Here is a 16,147-nt window from a genome sequence, read left to right on the forward strand (position 1 = left end):
GAATTCGTCATGGCTTTGACCGTTAACACCAACACCACCTCTCTGGGCGTTCAGAAAAACCTGAACCGTGCTTCCGATGCACTGAGCACCTCGATGACCCGTCTGTCTTCCGGCCTGAAAATCAACAGCGCCAAAGACGACGCCGCCGGCCTGCAGATCGCTACCCGCATGACTTCGCAGATCCGCGGTCAGACCATGGCGATCAAAAACGCCAACGACGGTATCTCCATCGCCCAGACCGCTGAAGGCGCGATGCAAGAGCAGACCAACATTCTGCAGCGTATGCGTGAACTGGCAATTCAGTCGCGTAACGACTCCAACAGCCCGGAAGATCGTTTGGCACTGGACAAAGAGTTCCAGTCGATGCTCGAAGAAATCAACCGTATCGCCGCAAGCACTGAGCTTAACGGCAAGAAACTGCTGGACGGCAGTGCTGACGAAATGGTTTTCCAGGTCGGCTCCAACGCTAACACCAACAACCAGATCAGCATCACGCTGAGTGCTGCGATGGCCACCACCGGCACTAACGCTGCCCTCTCCTCGCTGAACGGCTTGACCATCACTGGTGCTAACAGCGCTGCCGCTGAGGCGACTTTCACTGCAGCGATCAGTGCTATCGACGAGGCTTTGCAGACCATCAACGACACCCGTGCTGATCTGGGTGCTGCACAAAACCGTCTGACCAGCACTGTCAACAACCTGCAGAACATCAACGAAAACGCCGAAGCTGCTCGTGGCCGTGTACAGGACACCGACTTCGCTGCTGAAACTGCCCAGCTGACCAAGCAGCAGACTCTGCAGCAAGCTTCGACTTCGGTTCTGGCTCAGGCCAACCAGCTGCCATCTGCTGTACTGAAACTGCTTCAGTAATCGCCTGATGGTTATTGGCGGGGGAGTGCATCAGTTGCGCTCCTCCGCCTTTTGCATTGAGAGGTGGTAGACATGGATATGAGTGTCAAGCTGAATGCGTCCTATCCGCTCGTGCGTCCGACCGAGCAGGCCGCCGACAAGCCGGCACCTCAGGCAGTCCAGGCAGTCCAGGCATCCAGCGAAGCGCCGACAGCCAGCAGCCGGGATAACCGGGATAGCCGGGATGATGTGTCCGAAACTGAAAAAGTGAAATCCGCCGTCAAGGAAATCGAGAAGTTTCTCGCTTCCAGTCGCCGCAATCTTGAATTTTCCACGGATGAAGAGTCCGGCAGAATTGTCGTCAAAGTGATCGCCAGCGAAACTGGTGAGCTGGTTCGGCAGTTGCCCTCCGAAGAGGCGCTGCGAATTGCCCACAGCCTGAGCGACATGAGCAGCCTGCTGTTCGACGCCAAGGTCTGATACCTTATTGATTCAAATGTTCGCTAGGGTTGTCCGCTAGGGAGCAGTGCAACGGAGAAGGAGTTACTCATGGCAAGCCCAATTTCAGCGAGCATCGGCACCGGTTCAGGAATGGACATTGGCGCTATCGTCAAAGTGCTGGTCGATGCAGACACCGCCGCCAAGGCGAGTCAGATCCAGCGCCAGACGGCCAATAACTCAGCGATGATTTCTGGCGTTGCCTCGCTCAAGAGTGCCTTGTCCACCTATCAGGCTGCCTTGAACAAGCTCAATGACAAGGACGCGCCATCCTTCCTTGCTTATGCAGCCACCAGCGGCAACGAAAGCGCGGTCGGTGCAAAGGCGAACAACTCTGCGGTACCGGGTAGTTACCTGGTTGAGGTGGACAAGCTTGCCACATCCTCCCGGGTTGCCAGTAAAAAGTTCTCCGGCAGCGACGCGCCGATTTCCCCGGGTACGCTGGAAATTACCCAGAACGGCAAGGTCCACAAGGTTGAGATAGGTGCCGATGCGACCCTGCAGTCAGTGCGCGACAGCATCAACAGCACCTTGGGCAAAGAAGGTATTACTGCCAACATCATCAGTGACGGCAATGGGTCGCGGCTGGTGTTCGGTTCGACTACCACGGGTAAAGGCTCGGATATCTCCGTGGGTGGTATCCCTGAACTGGTCATCGATAACAGCGTTGAAATGTCGGGTGATGCGGCTGGTCGAGTCGGTGCCTTGGCTATTGATGCTGAAGTCAGGATTGATGGCATTCTCGTCACCAGCAAGTCAAACCAGCTGGACAATACGATCAGCGGTCTGAGTCTGGATCTGAAGGCCGAAGGCAGCAAGACCACGGTTACTGTAGGGGTTAACCATGAGGGGCTGAAAAAAGACGTACAGACCTTTGTCGACGCCTACAACGCAGTAGTCAAGACGATCAACGACTTGACCTCGACCAGCAAAGATGCCGATGGTAATACAGTTCTGGGCCCGCTGACCGGTGACCCAACTGCGCGTGCGGTGCTGGCGTCGCTGCGTTCGGAGCTTGCAGTTGCCCAGCCTGGCGGCGGTCTTACCTCGCTGGGGCAGTTGGGTATCAACACCACCAAAGACGGCACCCTCGAATTCAACGACGTCAAGTTCACTGCCGCATTGAATGACAAGAAGCTCGGTGGTGAGGTGCAGAAACTGTTTACCAGCGATGACGGCGTGATCGCGCGCATGAACAAGGCCATGGAGCCGTTCCTGAAGTCGGGTGGGTCCCTGGACTCGCGTAACGACGCGCTCAACCGTTCGCAGCGACAGTTGGCAAGCCAGCAAGAAGCGCTGGATTACCGCATCGAAAGCCTGACAACCTCGTTGACCAAGAAGTACATCGCTATGGATATTGCGGTCGGCAAGCTCAAATCTCAGGCTGACGGCATCACGTCGATGTTCGACGCCATGAACGCGCAAGCCAAAAACTCCTGATCGATTGATCGCCAAAAGCCCGGCAGCATCCTTTGGATGCGCCGGGCTTTTTCTTTTCCTCTAAAGTTTTTTGACGCCTAGGCGATATAAGCGGTATACGAAACCTTTTAGTTGTGACGAGGTAGAACATGAATCCTATGTTGGCCCTTCGGCAGTACCAGAAAGTCAACGGCGTGGCGCAGACCTCCGAAGCCAGCCCGCATCGTCTGGTGCAAATGCTGATGCAGGGTGGCCTTGACCGCATTGCCCAGGCCAAGGGTGCTATGGCGCGCAACGATATTGCGCAAAAAGGCATCCTGATCGGCAAGGCCATTGGTATCGTCGGTGGTCTGCGCGAAGGTCTGGATCTGGAAAATCATGCCGACTCGCTGGCTGAGCTGGACAGCTTGTATGCCTTCATGAGCAAGCGCCTGGTCGAAGCCAACGTGCAGAGCAACCCGGAAATCCTCAATGAAGTAGCCCGTTTGCTGATTACTCTCAAGGAAGGTTGGGATGCAATCGGCGATCAACCTGCCGAACTCTAGGAAGCTGTGATGAGTACAGTGCTTGAACGTATCGAACAAACCCGCGAGGCATTGCTGGGTGCCCTGGACAGTCGCGACTGGGAGGTGATCGGCGAGCTCGACATCAACTGCCGGTTGTGTGTCGATGATGTGCTGGCCGAAGCATCGGTCAACGAAGAAGTGTTGCGTAGCAGTCTTGAAGAGTTGCTCAGGGTTTACCGGCAACTAATTGAGGTTGCAAGTGACGAGCGTCAAACAATAGTCGATGAGATGATGCAGATCCGGCAAGCCAAAAACGCGGCAAAGGTATACCATTTGTTCAGCTGAAGCTGGGCAAAACCAGAAACAGGGCGCCATAAATTTGACTCTGTGCGGTTTTTTGACTTAACTAGTGGCTGTTTTCAAATTTCAGACGTCCGAACACTGACCGTTCAGTCGGAATGATGTCGAGCTTGCCCTCAAAAGGGCGCCGAGATGACTAGGGAAGTTGCTATTGCATGTGGCGTGAAACCAAAATTCTGCTGATCGATGACGATAGCGCCCGCCGCCGCGACCTGGCGGTGGTTTTGAATTTTCTTGGCGAAGAAAATCTCTCCTGCTCAAGCCAAGACTGGCAGCAGGTGGTTGAGTCGTTGTCATCCAGTCGTGAAGTACTCTGTGTCCTGATCGGGACCGTGAACGCTCCGGCAAGTCTGATGGGCTTGCTTAAGACAGTGGCAGCCTGGGATGAGTTCCTTCCCGTGTTGCTATTGGGCGAAATTTCTTCGGTCGACTTGCCCGAAGAGTTGCGCCGCCGCGTGCTGTCCAATCTTGAAATGCCGCCCAGCTACAGCAAATTGCTGGACTCGTTGCACCGTGCCCAGGTGTATCGCGAGATGTACGATGCTGCCCGTGAGCGTGGCCGACAGCGTGAGCCGAACCTGTTTCGCAGCCTGGTCGGCACCAGCCGTGCAATCCAGCATGTGCGGCAAATGATGCAGCAGGTGGCCGATACCGACGCCAGTGTATTGATCCTGGGCGAGTCGGGCACCGGCAAGGAAGTGGTTGCACGCAACCTTCATTATCATTCCAAGCGCCGCGAAGCGCCGTTCGTGCCGGTCAACTGCGGTGCGATCCCGGCAGAGCTGCTGGAAAGCGAATTGTTCGGTCATGAGAAGGGTGCTTTCACCGGCGCTATCACCAGTCGCGCCGGGCGTTTCGAATTGGCCAATGGTGGCACCCTGTTCCTTGATGAAATTGGCGACATGCCGCTGCCGATGCAGGTCAAGTTGCTGCGGGTGTTGCAGGAGCGAACTTTCGAACGTGTAGGTAGCAACAAGACCCAGAGCATCGACGTGCGAATCATTGCGGCGACTCACAAGAACCTCGAGAGCATGATCGAGGTGGGCTCTTTTCGCGAAGACCTGTACTACCGGCTTAACGTTTTCCCGATCGAGATGGCTCCCCTGCGAGAGCGTGTCGAAGACATCCCGTTGTTGATGAACGAGTTGATCTCGCGCATGGAGCACGAAAAGCGTGGCTCTATCCGTTTCAACTCGGCGGCGATCATGTCGCTGTGTCGTCATGGTTGGCCGGGCAACGTTCGCGAGCTGGCCAACCTGGTCGAGCGCATGGCGATCATGCACCCTTATGGGGTGATCGGGGTCTCCGAGCTGCCCAAGAAGTTCCGTTATGTCGATGATGAAGACGAGCATCTGGTTGACAGTTTGCGCTCCGATCTTGAGGAGCGCGTGGCAATCAATGGGCACACGCCGAGCTTCTCCCATCACGCCATGCTGCCGCCCGAGGGGTTGGACCTCAAGGATTACCTCGGCAGCCTCGAGCAGGGCTTGATCCAGCAGGCCTTGGATGATGCCAGTGGTGTGGTGGCACGTGCTGCGGAGCGTTTACGTATCCGGCGTACCACCCTGGTCGAAAAAATGCGCAAGTACGGTATGAGTCGGCGTGAGGGGGACGAGCAGGCAGAAGATTGACGCCTGTCGGGTGGTGACACTGGCAGAGCACCTGCTGTCGCCACCAATGCCCCTATTTTTTGCAGGGCTGTGGTGCCCGTTACCGTTGGCTCCTGCCGTTTCTCTCAGGGCTCGTGGTCTTGTCGTGAAAATTATCCGGCACGGCTATTGCTATACCGCTGGCAACATACCGTTTTATGACGGTGAGCCACGCGAGAGAGCACGATGCCCCACGCCGCTACCATCTCCAGTCTCCCTGAGCTGAAGGGAGCGAACACCTCTGAGCAGGACAGTCGTAATGGTCTTGAGCAGGCCTTTGCCCTGTTCGATCAGATGTCGACACAGCTCAGTCAATCCTACAACCTGCTTGAGGCGCGCGTCACCGAACTCAAGGGTGAGTTGGCGGTGGTCAGTGCCCAGCGAATGGCAGAGTTGGCCGAGAAAGAGCGTTTGGCCAATCGCCTGCAGAATCTCCTGGATTTGCTGCCGGGTGGCGTCATTGTCATCGATGGGGCGGGGCGTGTGCGTGAAGCCAACCCGGCCGCACGTGAACTGCTGGGCGAGCCGTTGGACGGTGAGCTATGGCGTCACGTGATCGCTCGCAGCTTCGCGCCGCGTGAAGATGACGGTCACGAGGTATCGTTGCGTGATGGTCGGCGTCTGTCGATCGCCACCCGCTCGCTGGACGCCGAGCCGGGTCAGTTGGTGCTGCTCAACGACCTGACCGAGACTCGCCACCTTCAGGACCAACTTGCACGTCATCAGCGACTGTCATCGCTGGGGCGCATGGTCGCTTCGCTCGCTCATCAGATTCGTACCCCGTTGTCGGCGGCCCTGCTTTACGCCAGCCACTTGGCGGAGCAGACCTTGCCGGCGCAAACCCAGCAGCGCTTCGCCAGTACGCTGAAGGAACGTTTGCACGAGCTTGAGCATCAGGTGCGCGACATGTTGGTGTTCGCGCGGGGCGAGTTGCCGTTAACCGATCGCCTGACACCCAAGGCACTCTTCCAGGCGCTGCAGCAGGCGGCACATCCCCACGTTCAGGGGCATCTCGTACGCTGGCAGTGCGACAGCCATCTGGGCGATCTGTTGTGCAATCGGGACACCTTGGTGGGGGCGTTGCTCAACCTGATTGAAAACGCTGTGCAGGCCAGTGCGGGCCAGGCCCGTTTGAAAATTCACCTGTACCGCCGAGAGCAACTTTTGCATGTGTGCGTGAGTGATGCCGGGGCTGGTATCGATGCGGGGCTGCTCACTCGCTTGGGTGAGCCGTTTCTGACCACCAAGGCGACCGGCACCGGTTTGGGCTTGGCGGTGGTCAAGGCGGTGGCGCGAGCGCACCAGGGTGAGTTGCAGTTGCGCTCTCGTCCCGGGCGAGGCACCTGTGCCCGCGTCAGCTTGCCGTTGATCGGTGCGCAGGAGGGTATGGCGTGACGGCGATCAAGGTGTTGCTGGTTGAGGATGATCGGGTGCTGCGCCAAGCGCTTGGCGATACCCTGATGCTCGGTGGTTTCGACTATCTGGCGGTAGGCTCGGCAGAGGAAGCGCTGGCGGTGGTTGCTGAACAGGCCTTCAGCCTGGTGGTCAGTGATGTGAACATGCCGGGCATGGATGGTCATCAGTTGCTGGAGCTGTTGCGGGCGCGCCATCCGCAGTTGCCCGTACTGTTGATGACCGCGCATGCTGCCGTTGAGCGCGCGGTGCAGGCCATGCGCCAAGGGGCTGTCGATTACCTGGTCAAGCCATTCGAGCCTCGCGCCTTGCTTGATCTGGTGGGGCGCCATGCCGTGGGTGCGTTCGACAAGGCAGAGGGCGATGGCCCTGTGGCGCGTGAACCCGCCAGTGCGCAACTGCTGGAGTTGGCGGCCAAGGTCGCGCGCAGTGATTCTACGGTGCTGATTTCTGGTGAATCCGGTACCGGTAAAGAGGTGCTGGCGCGCTACATTCATCAGCAGTCGCCCCGGGCCAGTCAGCCGTTTGTGGCGATCAACTGTGCGGCGATTCCCGACAACATGCTTGAGGCGACCTTGTTCGGGCATGAGAAGGGATCATTTACCGGGGCCATTGCCGCTCAGGCGGGGAAGTTCGAGCAGGCGGATGGCGGTACTTTGCTGCTCGATGAGATTTCCGAAATGCCGCTTGGCCTGCAGGCCAAGCTTTTGCGTGTGCTGCAGGAGCGCGAGGTGGAGCGTGTTGGCGGGCGTAAGCCGATTGCGCTGGATATTCGCGTAGTTGCAACCACCAACCGTGATTTGGCCGGTGAAGTGGCGGCTGGACGGTTCCGCGAAGACCTCTACTATCGCTTGTCGGTGTTTCCCTTGGCCTGGCGCCCCTTGCGTGAGCGCAGCGCCGATATTCTGCCGCTGGCCGAGCGCTTGCTGGCGCGCCACGTCAATAAAATGAAACACGCTCCGGTGGTGCTGTCGCCCCGGGCGCAAGCGTGCCTGCAAGCGTATCCATGGCCTGGCAACGTTCGGGAACTGGACAATGCCATCCAGCGTGCGCTGATTCTGCAGCAGGGTGGCGTGATTGAGGCTGAGGATTTTTGCCTTGCCGGTGCTTTGCCCGCACTGACGCCAAGTGCAGTCGAGCCGCAGTCGTGCGCGCCTTCGCTGAGCACGCCCGAGGCCACTGGGTTGGGTGATGACTTGCGTCGGCATGAGTTCCAGATGATCATCGACACCCTTCGCGCCGAGCGCGGTCGCCGCAAAGAGGCCGCCGAGCGATTGGGCATCAGCCCGCGAACCCTGCGTTACAAGCTTGCGCAAATGCGTGATGCGGGGATGGATGTCGAGGCCAGCCTGTACGCCTCGGGCGGGTAAAGTCGCGGTTATTTAGAGTTTTTATTCGGCTCGCATACGTAGCTGGCACTCTTGTTGCTAAGTCCAGCGTATCCGCTGCGTGAGTGTCAAAAAAATGCGGGCCGTCGGAGAGAGAAGTCCATGAGCCAAGGTGTTGAATTTAATCGATTGATGTTGGACATGCGCGCCATGCAAATGGACGCGATGTCCATGCCCAAGGCTGCTGCGCCAGCGTCTGAGCTTGGCTCCAGCAATTTTGCCGACATGCTCGGCCAGGCGATCAACAAGGTCAGCGACACCCAGAACGCGTCTACGCAACTGGCCAACGCGTTTGAAGTCGGCAAGAGCGGCGTCGACCTCACCGACGTCATGATCGCTTCGCAGAAAGCCAGTGTTTCCTTTCAAGCCTTGACCCAGGTGCGCAACAAGCTGGTGCAGGCCTATCAAGACATCATGCAGATGCCGGTTTAAGGGCGAGATTGAGTCATGGCCGAAGCAGTCGTCGATAACGTGCCAGCCAACAGCAGGCCACCAGCACCCAAGCCGCCCCTGTTCGGCTTGTCGTTTCTGGAAAATATTTCGCAGATGCCGGTATTGCGTCAGGTCGGCTTGCTGGTCGGCCTTGCCGCGAGCGTTGCGATTGGCTTTGCCGTGGTGCTCTGGTCGCAGCAGCCCGACTACCGTCCGCTGTATGGCAGCCTCACCGGCATGGACACCAAGCAGGTCATGGAAACACTGGCCGCTGCTGACATTCCGTACAACGTCGAGCCCAATTCGGGCGCATTGCTGGTCAAGGCCGAAGACATTTCCCGTGCCCGGATGAAACTGGCTGCTGCGGGCGTAGCGCCGAGCGATGGCAATGTCGGTTTCGAAATTCTCGACAAGGAACAGGGGCTGGGGACTAGCCAGTTCATGGAAGCGACCCGCTACCGTCGCGGCCTGGAAGGTGAGTTGGCGCGGACCATTTCCAGCCTGAGCAACGTCAAGGGTGCGCGGGTCCATCTGGCCATCCCGAAAAGCTCGGTGTTCGTGCGCGATGAGCGCAAGCCCAGTGCCTCGATTCTGGTTGATTTGTACCCAGGGCGTGGCCTGGAGCCTGGCCAGGTGATGGCCATTATCAACTTGGTAGCAACCAGCGTACCGGAGCTGGAAAAGTCTCAGGTCACCGTGGTTGACCAGAAGGGCAACCTGCTCTCCGATCAGGTGCAGAACTCTGAACTGACCATGGCCGGCAAGCAGTTCGATTACAGCCGCCGCATGGAAAGCATGCTGACCCAGCGTGTACACAACATCCTGAACCCAGTGCTGGGCAATGACCGCTACAAGGCTGAAGTGTCCACCGACGTCGACTTCAGTGCTGTCGAGTCGACCTCCGAGCAGTTCAATCCGGACCAGCCCGCCCTGCGCAGCGAGCAGTCGGTCAACGAACAGCGCTCCAGCAGCATGGGCCCGCAAGGTGTGCCTGGGGCGCTGAGCAACCAGCCGCCCGGCCCGGCTTCTGCGCCACAGCAGACCGGCCAGGCACAGGCAGCCGCTGGCATGATTCAGCCAGGGCAGCCGCTGCTTGATGCCAACGGCCAGCAGGTCATGGACCCTGCAACCGGTCAGCCGATGCTCGCGCCTTACCCGGCAGACAAGCGTCAGCAGTCGACCAAGAACTTTGAGCTGGACCGCTCCATCAGCCATACCCGTCAGCAGCAGGGGCGTCTGACGCGCCTATCGGTAGCCGTGGTGGTCGATGATCAGGTCAAGCTCGATCCTGCGACCGGCGAAGCCACGCGTACGCCTTGGGGCGCCGAAGATTTGGCGCGCTTCACCCGACTGGTCCAGGATGCGGTGGGCTTTGATGCCAGCCGTGGTGACAGCGTCAGCGTGATCAACGTGCCGTTCGCTGCCGACCGTGGTGAAGAGGTCGCCGATATTCCGTTTTACTCACAGCCCTGGTTCTGGGACATCGTCAAGCAGGTGCTCGGCGTGCTCTTTATCCTGGTGCTGGTATTTGGTGTGTTGCGCCCTGTGCTCAACAACATCACCGGTAATGGCAAGCAAGCCGCTGGCGATAGCGACATGGAACTGGGCGGTATGATCGGTCTGGATGGCGAACTGGCCAATGACCGGGTAACCCTTGGCGGTCCGCAAAGCATTCTCTTGCCGAGCCCGAGCGAGGGCTATGATGCTCAGCTCAATGCAATCAAGAGCCTGGTGGCCGAAGACCCGGGTCGTGTGGCCCAGGTCGTGAAAGAGTGGATCAACGCCGATGAGTGATAACAGAGCGGTTACCGCCAAACTGACCCGTGTCGACAAGGCCGCTATTCTGCTGTTGTCATTGGGTGAGACTGACGCAGCGCAAGTGTTGCGGCACATGGGCCCCAAAGAGGTCCAGCGGGTCGGTGTGGCCATGGCGCAAATGGGCAACGTGCACCGCGAGCAAGTCGAGCAGGTGATGAGCGAGTTCGTCGAGATCGTCGGCGACCAGACCAGCCTCGGCGTCGGCTCCGACGGCTACATCCGCAAGATGCTCACCCAGGCGTTGGGCGAAGACAAGGCCAACGGCCTGATCGACCGCATTCTGCTGGGCGGCAACACCAGTGGCCTGGACAGCCTGAAGTGGATGGAGCCGCGTGCGGTAGCCGATGTGATCCGTTACGAGCACCCGCAGATTCAAGCCATTGTCGTGGCCTACCTTGACCCTGATCAGGCTGGTGAGGTGCTGAGCAACTTCGACCACAAGGTGCGCCTGGACATCATCTTGCGCGTATCGTCACTGAATACGGTTCAGCCAGCGGCGCTCAAGGAACTGAACCAGATCCTCGAGAAGCAGTTCTCGGGCAACTCCAATGCTGCCCGGACAACGCTGGGTGGTATCAAGCGTGCTGCGGACATCATGAACTTCCTCGACAGCTCCGTCGAAGGCCAGCTCATGGACGCGATCCGCGATGTGGATGGCGACCTGTCCGAGCAGATCGAAGACCTCATGTTCGTCTTCAACAACCTTGCCGACGTCGACGACCGTGGTATCCAGGCGCTGCTGCGCGAAGTGTCCTCCGACGTGCTGGTGGTTTCGCTCAAAGGTGCTGATGAGCGGGTCAAGGACAAGGTCTTCAAGAACATGTCCAAACGTGCCTCGGAGCTGCTGCGTGACGACCTTGAGGCCAAGGGACCGGTTCGCGTCAGCGATGTCGAAGCGGCACAGAAGGAAATCCTCACCATTGCCCGACGCATGGCCGAAGCCGGAGAGATCGTGCTTGGCGGCAAAGGCGCCGAGGAAATGATCTAACGACCCGCACGCCGGTGTCGGCCTTTTTCGGGCCGGCGCCAGCGGTGGGATCAATGCGATGCCGGTAGGTGCGCGGTGTCTGCATCGCTGGCACGCCAGTGCCGATACGGTGCTTTATTTTGAGCGCGTGGAATCATGTCGACCAACGAGCATTTAACTGAACTGATTCGCGCTGGCGACCTGGAAGCATTCGATCGCTGGGCTTTACCTTCGTTCGACCCGGAGCCAGAACCCGAGCCCGAGCCGGAACCCGAGATCGTCGAAGACGAGATCGAGGAAGTGCCGCTGGAGGAGGTCCAGCCGCTGACCCTGGAGGAGTTGGAGAGCATCCGTCAGGAGGCTTACAACGAGGGGTTCGCTACCGGTGAGCGTGAAGGTTTTCACAGTACCCAGCTCAAGGTTCGACAAGAAGCCGAAGTGGCCCTGGCCGCGAAGCTGGCCAGCCTTGAACAACTGATGAGCAACTTGCTTGAGCCGATTGCCGAGCAGGACGTCCAGATCGAAAAGTCCCTGGTGCACCTGGTTGCGCACATCACTCGGCAGGTCGTTGGTCGCGAGCTGCGCACCGACTCCAGTCAAATTACCCATGTATTGCGCGAAGCCCTGAAGCTGCTGCCGATGGGCGCGGAGAACATTCGTATTCACGTCAATCCGCAGGATTTCGAATTGGCCAAGGCGCTGCGCGAGCGCCACGAAGAAAATTGGCGCCTGCTTGAAGATGAAGCGCTGCTGCCAGGGGGGTGCCGCATCGAGACCGCCCAGAGCCGCATTGACGCGACCATGGAAACCCGTATCGAGAAGGCCTTGGCGCAACTGTTCGATCAGTTGCACGATCAGAGCCTGCACCCGGCAGCGCCAGACCTGACCATCGAGTTGGACACCCCCGATGCGCCTTGACCGTACCAGCTTCGGCAAGCGCCTTGGCACCTATGCCGAGGCAATTGCCTTGCCGTCACAGCCGGTCGTCGAAGGGCGCTTGTTGCGCATGGTTGGCCTTACGCTGGAGGCCGAGGGCCTGCGTGCTGCCGTCGGCAGCCGGTGTGTGGTCATCAATGACGACAGCTATCACCCGGTGCAGGTTGAGGCTGAGGTCATGGGCTTTTCCGGCGGCAAGGTGTTTCTGATGCCGGTAGGCAGCGTGGCGGGTATTGCGCCTGGCGCGCGGGTGGTGCCGCTGGCTGAAAGCAGTCGCCTGCCGATGGGCATGAGCATGCTCGGGCGGGTGCTTGATGGGGCCGGTCGTGCGCTGGACGGTAAGGGCGGCATGCGGGCTGAGGATTGGGTGCCGATGGACGGCCCTACTATCAACCCGCTCAACCGCGACCCGATCAGCCAGCCTCTGGATGTCGGCATCCGCAGTATCAATGGCCTGCTCACGGTGGGTCGTGGCCAACGTCTCGGGCTGTTCGCCGGTACCGGCGTGGGCAAGAGTGTGCTGCTGGGCATGATGACCCGCTTTACCGAAGCCGACATCATCGTTGTGGGGCTGATTGGTGAGCGGGGGCGTGAGGTCAAGGAGTTCATCGAGCACATCCTGGGTGCTGAGGGGCTGAAGCGCTCTGTCGTCGTGGCCTCGCCTGCCGATGATGCACCGCTGATGCGCTTGCGGGCTGCCATGTACTGTACGCGTATCGCCGAGTATTTCCGCGACAAGGGCAAGAATGTTCTGTTGCTGATGGATTCGCTGACGCGCTTTGCCCAGGCGCAGCGGGAAATCGCCCTGGCCATTGGCGAGCCTCCGGCGACCAAGGGTTATCCGCCTTCGGTTTTTGCCAAACTGCCTAAATTGGTGGAGCGCGCCGGTAATGGCGAAGCTGGCGGTGGTTCGATTACTGCGTTCTATACCGTGTTGTCCGAAGGTGACGATCAGCAAGACCCGATTGCGGATTCGGCGCGGGGCGTACTCGACGGCCACATCGTGCTGTCCCGGCGGCTGGCTGAAGAAGGGCATTACCCGGCCATTGATATCGAAGCCTCCATCAGTCGAGTGATGCCGCAGGTGGTCAGTCCTGAGCAGATGGGGCAGGCCCAGCAGTTCAAGCAGCTATGGTCGCGCCTTTCGCAAAGCCGCGACTTGATCAGTGTCGGCGCCTACGTTGCCGGGGGCGACCGTGAGACCGACCTGGCGATTTCGCTGCAACCGAAGTTGGTGCAGTTCCTGCGCCAGGGGTTGAACGACAACGTCAGCCTCGTTGCGAGCGGCGAGCAGTTGGCCAGTGTGTTCGCGCCTGTCGCGCCGGGCTGATAGATCATGGCCCAGCCCAGTCGAGCGGCGCGTCTTGCGCCCGTGGTGGAAATGGCCGAGAACAATGAGCGGCAAGCGGCTCAGCGACTCGGTCAGTTTCAGCAGCAGGTGAACATGGCGCAGGCCAAGCTTGCCGAGCTCGATCGTTTTCGCGAAGAGTATCAGCAGCAGTGGCTGCAGCGCGGCGGGCAAGGGGTCACGGGTAACTGGTTGATGGGTTACCAGCGTTTTCTTAGCCAGCTGGACGCGGCCATGGCCCAGCAGCATCAGAGCCTCACCTGGCACAAAAGCAACCTGAACAACGCCCGCGCTACCTGGCAGCAGGCCTATGCGCGGGTTGAAGGGTTGCGCAAGCTGGTGCAGCGCTACATTGACGAAGCGCGGATGGTTGAGGACAAACGCGAGCAGAAATTGCTCGACGAATTGTCCCAGCGCCTGCCTCGACATGATCGTTACTGATCTTTGACCGCGGTTCGGGTTGCCGTTGTAGGGGGCGGCTGCTACACCTTCTTGTGTCTGCAATTGCCATCATCGAAGGAATCGCAAAATGGCTGTGGAATCCGAGCTCTCCCGGGACGGGAAATTGACCATTCGCGTGAAGGGTCGGTTTGACTTCGGCAGGCATAGGGAATTTCGAGAGGCATACGAGCACCTGAACTCCGCTCCGCGCACTGTTGTGGTCGACCTCAAGGAGGCGACCTACCTCGACAGTTCTGCGCTGGGGATGCTGTTGCTGTTGCGCGACCATGTGGGTGGGGACGAATCCCGGGTCAGCATGGTCAATACCAGTTCGGATGTGCGCAAGATCCTGGCGATTTCCAACTTTGACAAGCTGTTCGACATCAGTTGAGCGTTAGTATGCCGAGCCAGGATATCTTGACGGTGCTGATCGCCGAAGACAGTGCGACCGATCGGTTGCTGCTGGCCACTATTGTTCGCAAGCAAGGGCATCAGGTATTGATGGCCGAAGACGGCGCGCAGGCGGTGGCTGTGTTTGCTGCGCAGCGACCGCACCTGGTACTGCTCGATGCGTTGATGCCGGTCATGGATGGCTTTGAGGCGGCGCGCAGGATCAAGCTTCTGGCCGGCGAAACCTTGGTACCTATCATTTTCTTGACCTCGCTGAGTGAAGAGCAGGCGCTGGTGCGTTGCCTGGAGGCGGGTGGGGATGACTTTCTGGCCAAGCCGTATAGCCAGGTGATTCTGGCGGCCAAAATCAAAGCCATGGAGCGCACGCGTCGTTTGCAGGCAACGGTGCTTGAGCAGCGAGACCAGCTTGCCCATCATCACCGTCACTTGCTCAATGAGCAGCGGGTGGCGAAGGCCGTATTCGATAAGGTGGCGCATGCCGGTTGCCTTGGCTCGCCGAACATCCGTTTCCTGCAATCCCCTTATGCGCTGTTCAATGGCGACTTGATGCTGGCTGCCTTTACGCCGTCTGGGGATATGCATGTGCTGCTGGGCGATTTCACGGGCCATGGCTTGCCTGCCGCCGTAGGCGCCATGCCCTTGGCGGAAGTGTTCTACGGCATGACGGCCAAGGGCTACGGCCTGGCGGAAACCTTGCGTGAGATGAATGCCAAGCTCAAGCGCATCTTGCCGGTGGACATGTTCTGCTGTGCCGTGCTGCTCAATATGAGTTTTCAGCGGCGTACGGTGGAGGTCTGGAACGGCGGGATGCCTGATGCCTACCTGCTGCGGGTCGGTGGCGGTGAGCCGTTGCCGCTGGTGTCGCATTTTCTGCCGCTGGGTGTTCTGCCGCCTGAGCAGTTCGATGAGCATACGCAGGTACTGCCCATGACGGTGGGTGATCGCCTGTTTCTGCTCAGTGATGGGGTTGTTGATACCCGTGATGAGAATGAGCAGTTGTTCGGTGTCGAGCGCTTGCGTGAGGTGCTCATTGCCAATCGGGTGCCGGAGCAGTTGTTTGACGATATTCAGATGGCGTTGGCACGTTTTGGTGGGCATCCACGTGATGACGTCAGCATGATGGACCTGTGCATGGTCGAGCATCACGCGCTGTCGCTGCCGCCGCTCGCGTACACCGACAGTGGGCAGTCCAGCCCGTTGGACTGGTCGCTCAATCTCGAATTTCGTGCCGAAAGCCTCAAGCGCTTCAACCCACTGCCTTTCCTGTTGCACCTGCTGCAGGAAATTCACGGTTTGCGCGCCCAGAGTAGCGAACTGCACAGTGTGCTCAGCGAGTTGTACTCCAATGCGCTGGAACACGGCGTGCTGGCGCTTGATTCAAGGCTCAAGCGCGATGCCTGTGGGTTTACCGAGTACTACCGCGAGCGAAACAGGCGTCTACAGGCCTTGCAGGAAGGCTGCATCCGCTTGCGTCTGCAGGTAGAGCCGGCCGCCTCGGGCGGGCGGCTGACCATCGAGGTCGAAGACAGCGGTGCGGGTTTCGATGTCGAGCGCGTCCTTGGCTGTTCGCAGGGAGGGCACGGGTTTTATGGCCGGGGCCTGAGCTTGATACGTGGTTTGAGCCAGCAGGCGCAATGGTTTGATGGCGGGCGTCGTGCGTGCGTAGTGTTCGCTTGGGTGTCTGAGGCATAATCAAGCTTGATCAAGGAGTG

The 16,147-nt window shown here is 59.2% G+C and carries 16 protein-coding genes; all 16 read left to right on the top strand.

Annotated features, from left to right (window positions below; genetic code table 11):
• Positions 1 to 9: 9 nt before the first annotated feature.
• The 16 genes from CYD26_RS08930 (at position 10) to CYD26_RS09005 (ending at position 16,127) form a co-directional block, all read left to right on the top strand.
• Complete coding sequence (locus tag CYD26_RS08930) at positions 10 to 870, top strand: flagellin domain-containing protein (protein ID WP_102052408.1); 861 nt, start codon at positions 10 to 12, stop codon at positions 868 to 870.
• A gap of 72 nt (positions 871 to 942) precedes the next feature.
• On the top strand, positions 943 to 1,329 hold the full coding sequence (locus CYD26_RS08935) for a flagellar protein FlaG (protein ID WP_102052409.1): 387 nt from the start codon (positions 943 to 945) through the stop codon (positions 1,327 to 1,329).
• A 69-nt stretch (positions 1,330 to 1,398) separates the two neighbouring features.
• Positions 1,399 to 2,787, top strand: coding sequence for a flagellar filament capping protein FliD (gene fliD / locus CYD26_RS08940; protein WP_102052410.1), 1,389 nt, complete (start codon positions 1,399 to 1,401; stop codon positions 2,785 to 2,787).
• A 128-nt stretch (positions 2,788 to 2,915) separates the two neighbouring features.
• Positions 2,916 to 3,311, top strand: coding sequence for a flagellar export chaperone FliS (fliS, locus tag CYD26_RS08945; RefSeq protein WP_102052411.1), 396 nt, complete (start codon positions 2,916 to 2,918; stop codon positions 3,309 to 3,311).
• Between the two features lie 9 nt (positions 3,312 to 3,320).
• Complete coding sequence (locus CYD26_RS08950) at positions 3,321 to 3,617, top strand: flagellar protein FliT (protein ID WP_102052412.1); 297 nt, start codon at positions 3,321 to 3,323, stop codon at positions 3,615 to 3,617.
• Between the two features lie 170 nt (positions 3,618 to 3,787).
• Positions 3,788 to 5,263, top strand: a complete 1,476-nt coding sequence (fleQ, locus tag CYD26_RS08955; protein WP_102052413.1) for a transcriptional regulator FleQ — start codon at positions 3,788 to 3,790, stop codon at positions 5,261 to 5,263.
• A gap of 204 nt (positions 5,264 to 5,467) precedes the next feature.
• Entirely contained in the window at positions 5,468 to 6,676 is a 1,209-nt protein-coding gene (locus tag CYD26_RS08960) for a PAS domain-containing sensor histidine kinase (RefSeq protein ID WP_065759983.1), read from the top strand.
• Complete coding sequence (locus tag CYD26_RS08965; protein ID WP_102052414.1) at positions 6,673 to 8,064, top strand: sigma-54 dependent transcriptional regulator; 1,392 nt, start codon at positions 6,673 to 6,675, stop codon at positions 8,062 to 8,064. Before CYD26_RS08960 ends, CYD26_RS08965 begins: the two co-directional genes overlap by 4 nt.
• Positions 8,065 to 8,184: 120 nt before the next feature.
• Positions 8,185 to 8,514, top strand: a complete 330-nt coding sequence (gene fliE / locus CYD26_RS08970) for a flagellar hook-basal body complex protein FliE (protein WP_065759985.1) — start codon at positions 8,185 to 8,187, stop codon at positions 8,512 to 8,514.
• Between the two features lie 15 nt (positions 8,515 to 8,529).
• Positions 8,530 to 10,308 carry a flagellar basal-body MS-ring/collar protein FliF gene (gene fliF, locus CYD26_RS08975; protein ID WP_065759986.1) on the top strand — a complete coding sequence of 593 codons (1,779 nt, stop codon included), beginning with the start codon at positions 8,530 to 8,532 and terminating at the stop codon, positions 10,306 to 10,308.
• Positions 10,301 to 11,320: a flagellar motor switch protein FliG gene (fliG, locus tag CYD26_RS08980; protein WP_065759987.1), complete on the top strand. Its 1,020-nt coding sequence runs from the start codon at positions 10,301 to 10,303 to the stop codon at positions 11,318 to 11,320. The genes fliF and fliG overlap by 8 nt, the downstream gene beginning before the upstream one ends.
• 135 nt (positions 11,321 to 11,455) lie before the next feature.
• Positions 11,456 to 12,217, top strand: a complete 762-nt coding sequence (gene fliH / locus CYD26_RS08985; RefSeq protein WP_065759988.1) for a flagellar assembly protein FliH — start codon at positions 11,456 to 11,458, stop codon at positions 12,215 to 12,217.
• Complete coding sequence (gene fliI / locus CYD26_RS08990; protein WP_102052415.1) at positions 12,207 to 13,565, top strand: flagellar protein export ATPase FliI; 1,359 nt, start codon at positions 12,207 to 12,209, stop codon at positions 13,563 to 13,565. Before fliH ends, fliI begins: the two co-directional genes overlap by 11 nt.
• A 6-nt stretch (positions 13,566 to 13,571) precedes the next feature.
• Complete coding sequence (gene fliJ / locus CYD26_RS08995) at positions 13,572 to 14,024, top strand: flagellar export protein FliJ (RefSeq protein ID WP_065759990.1); 453 nt, start codon at positions 13,572 to 13,574, stop codon at positions 14,022 to 14,024.
• An 88-nt stretch (positions 14,025 to 14,112) separates the two neighbouring features.
• Complete coding sequence (locus CYD26_RS09000; protein ID WP_065759991.1) at positions 14,113 to 14,415, top strand: STAS domain-containing protein; 303 nt, start codon at positions 14,113 to 14,115, stop codon at positions 14,413 to 14,415.
• Positions 14,416 to 14,423: 8 nt separating this feature from the next.
• Positions 14,424 to 16,127 (top strand): fused response regulator/phosphatase, encoded by a 1,704-nt coding sequence (locus tag CYD26_RS09005; RefSeq protein ID WP_065759992.1) that lies wholly within the window; start codon positions 14,424 to 14,426, stop codon positions 16,125 to 16,127.
• Positions 16,128 to 16,147: the final 20 nt, after the last annotated feature.

Origin of the sequence: Pseudomonas sp. FFUP_PS_473 (assembly GCF_002858665.1) — a bacterium.
Lineage (GTDB): Bacteria > Pseudomonadota > Gammaproteobacteria > Pseudomonadales > Pseudomonadaceae > Aquipseudomonas > Aquipseudomonas defluvii.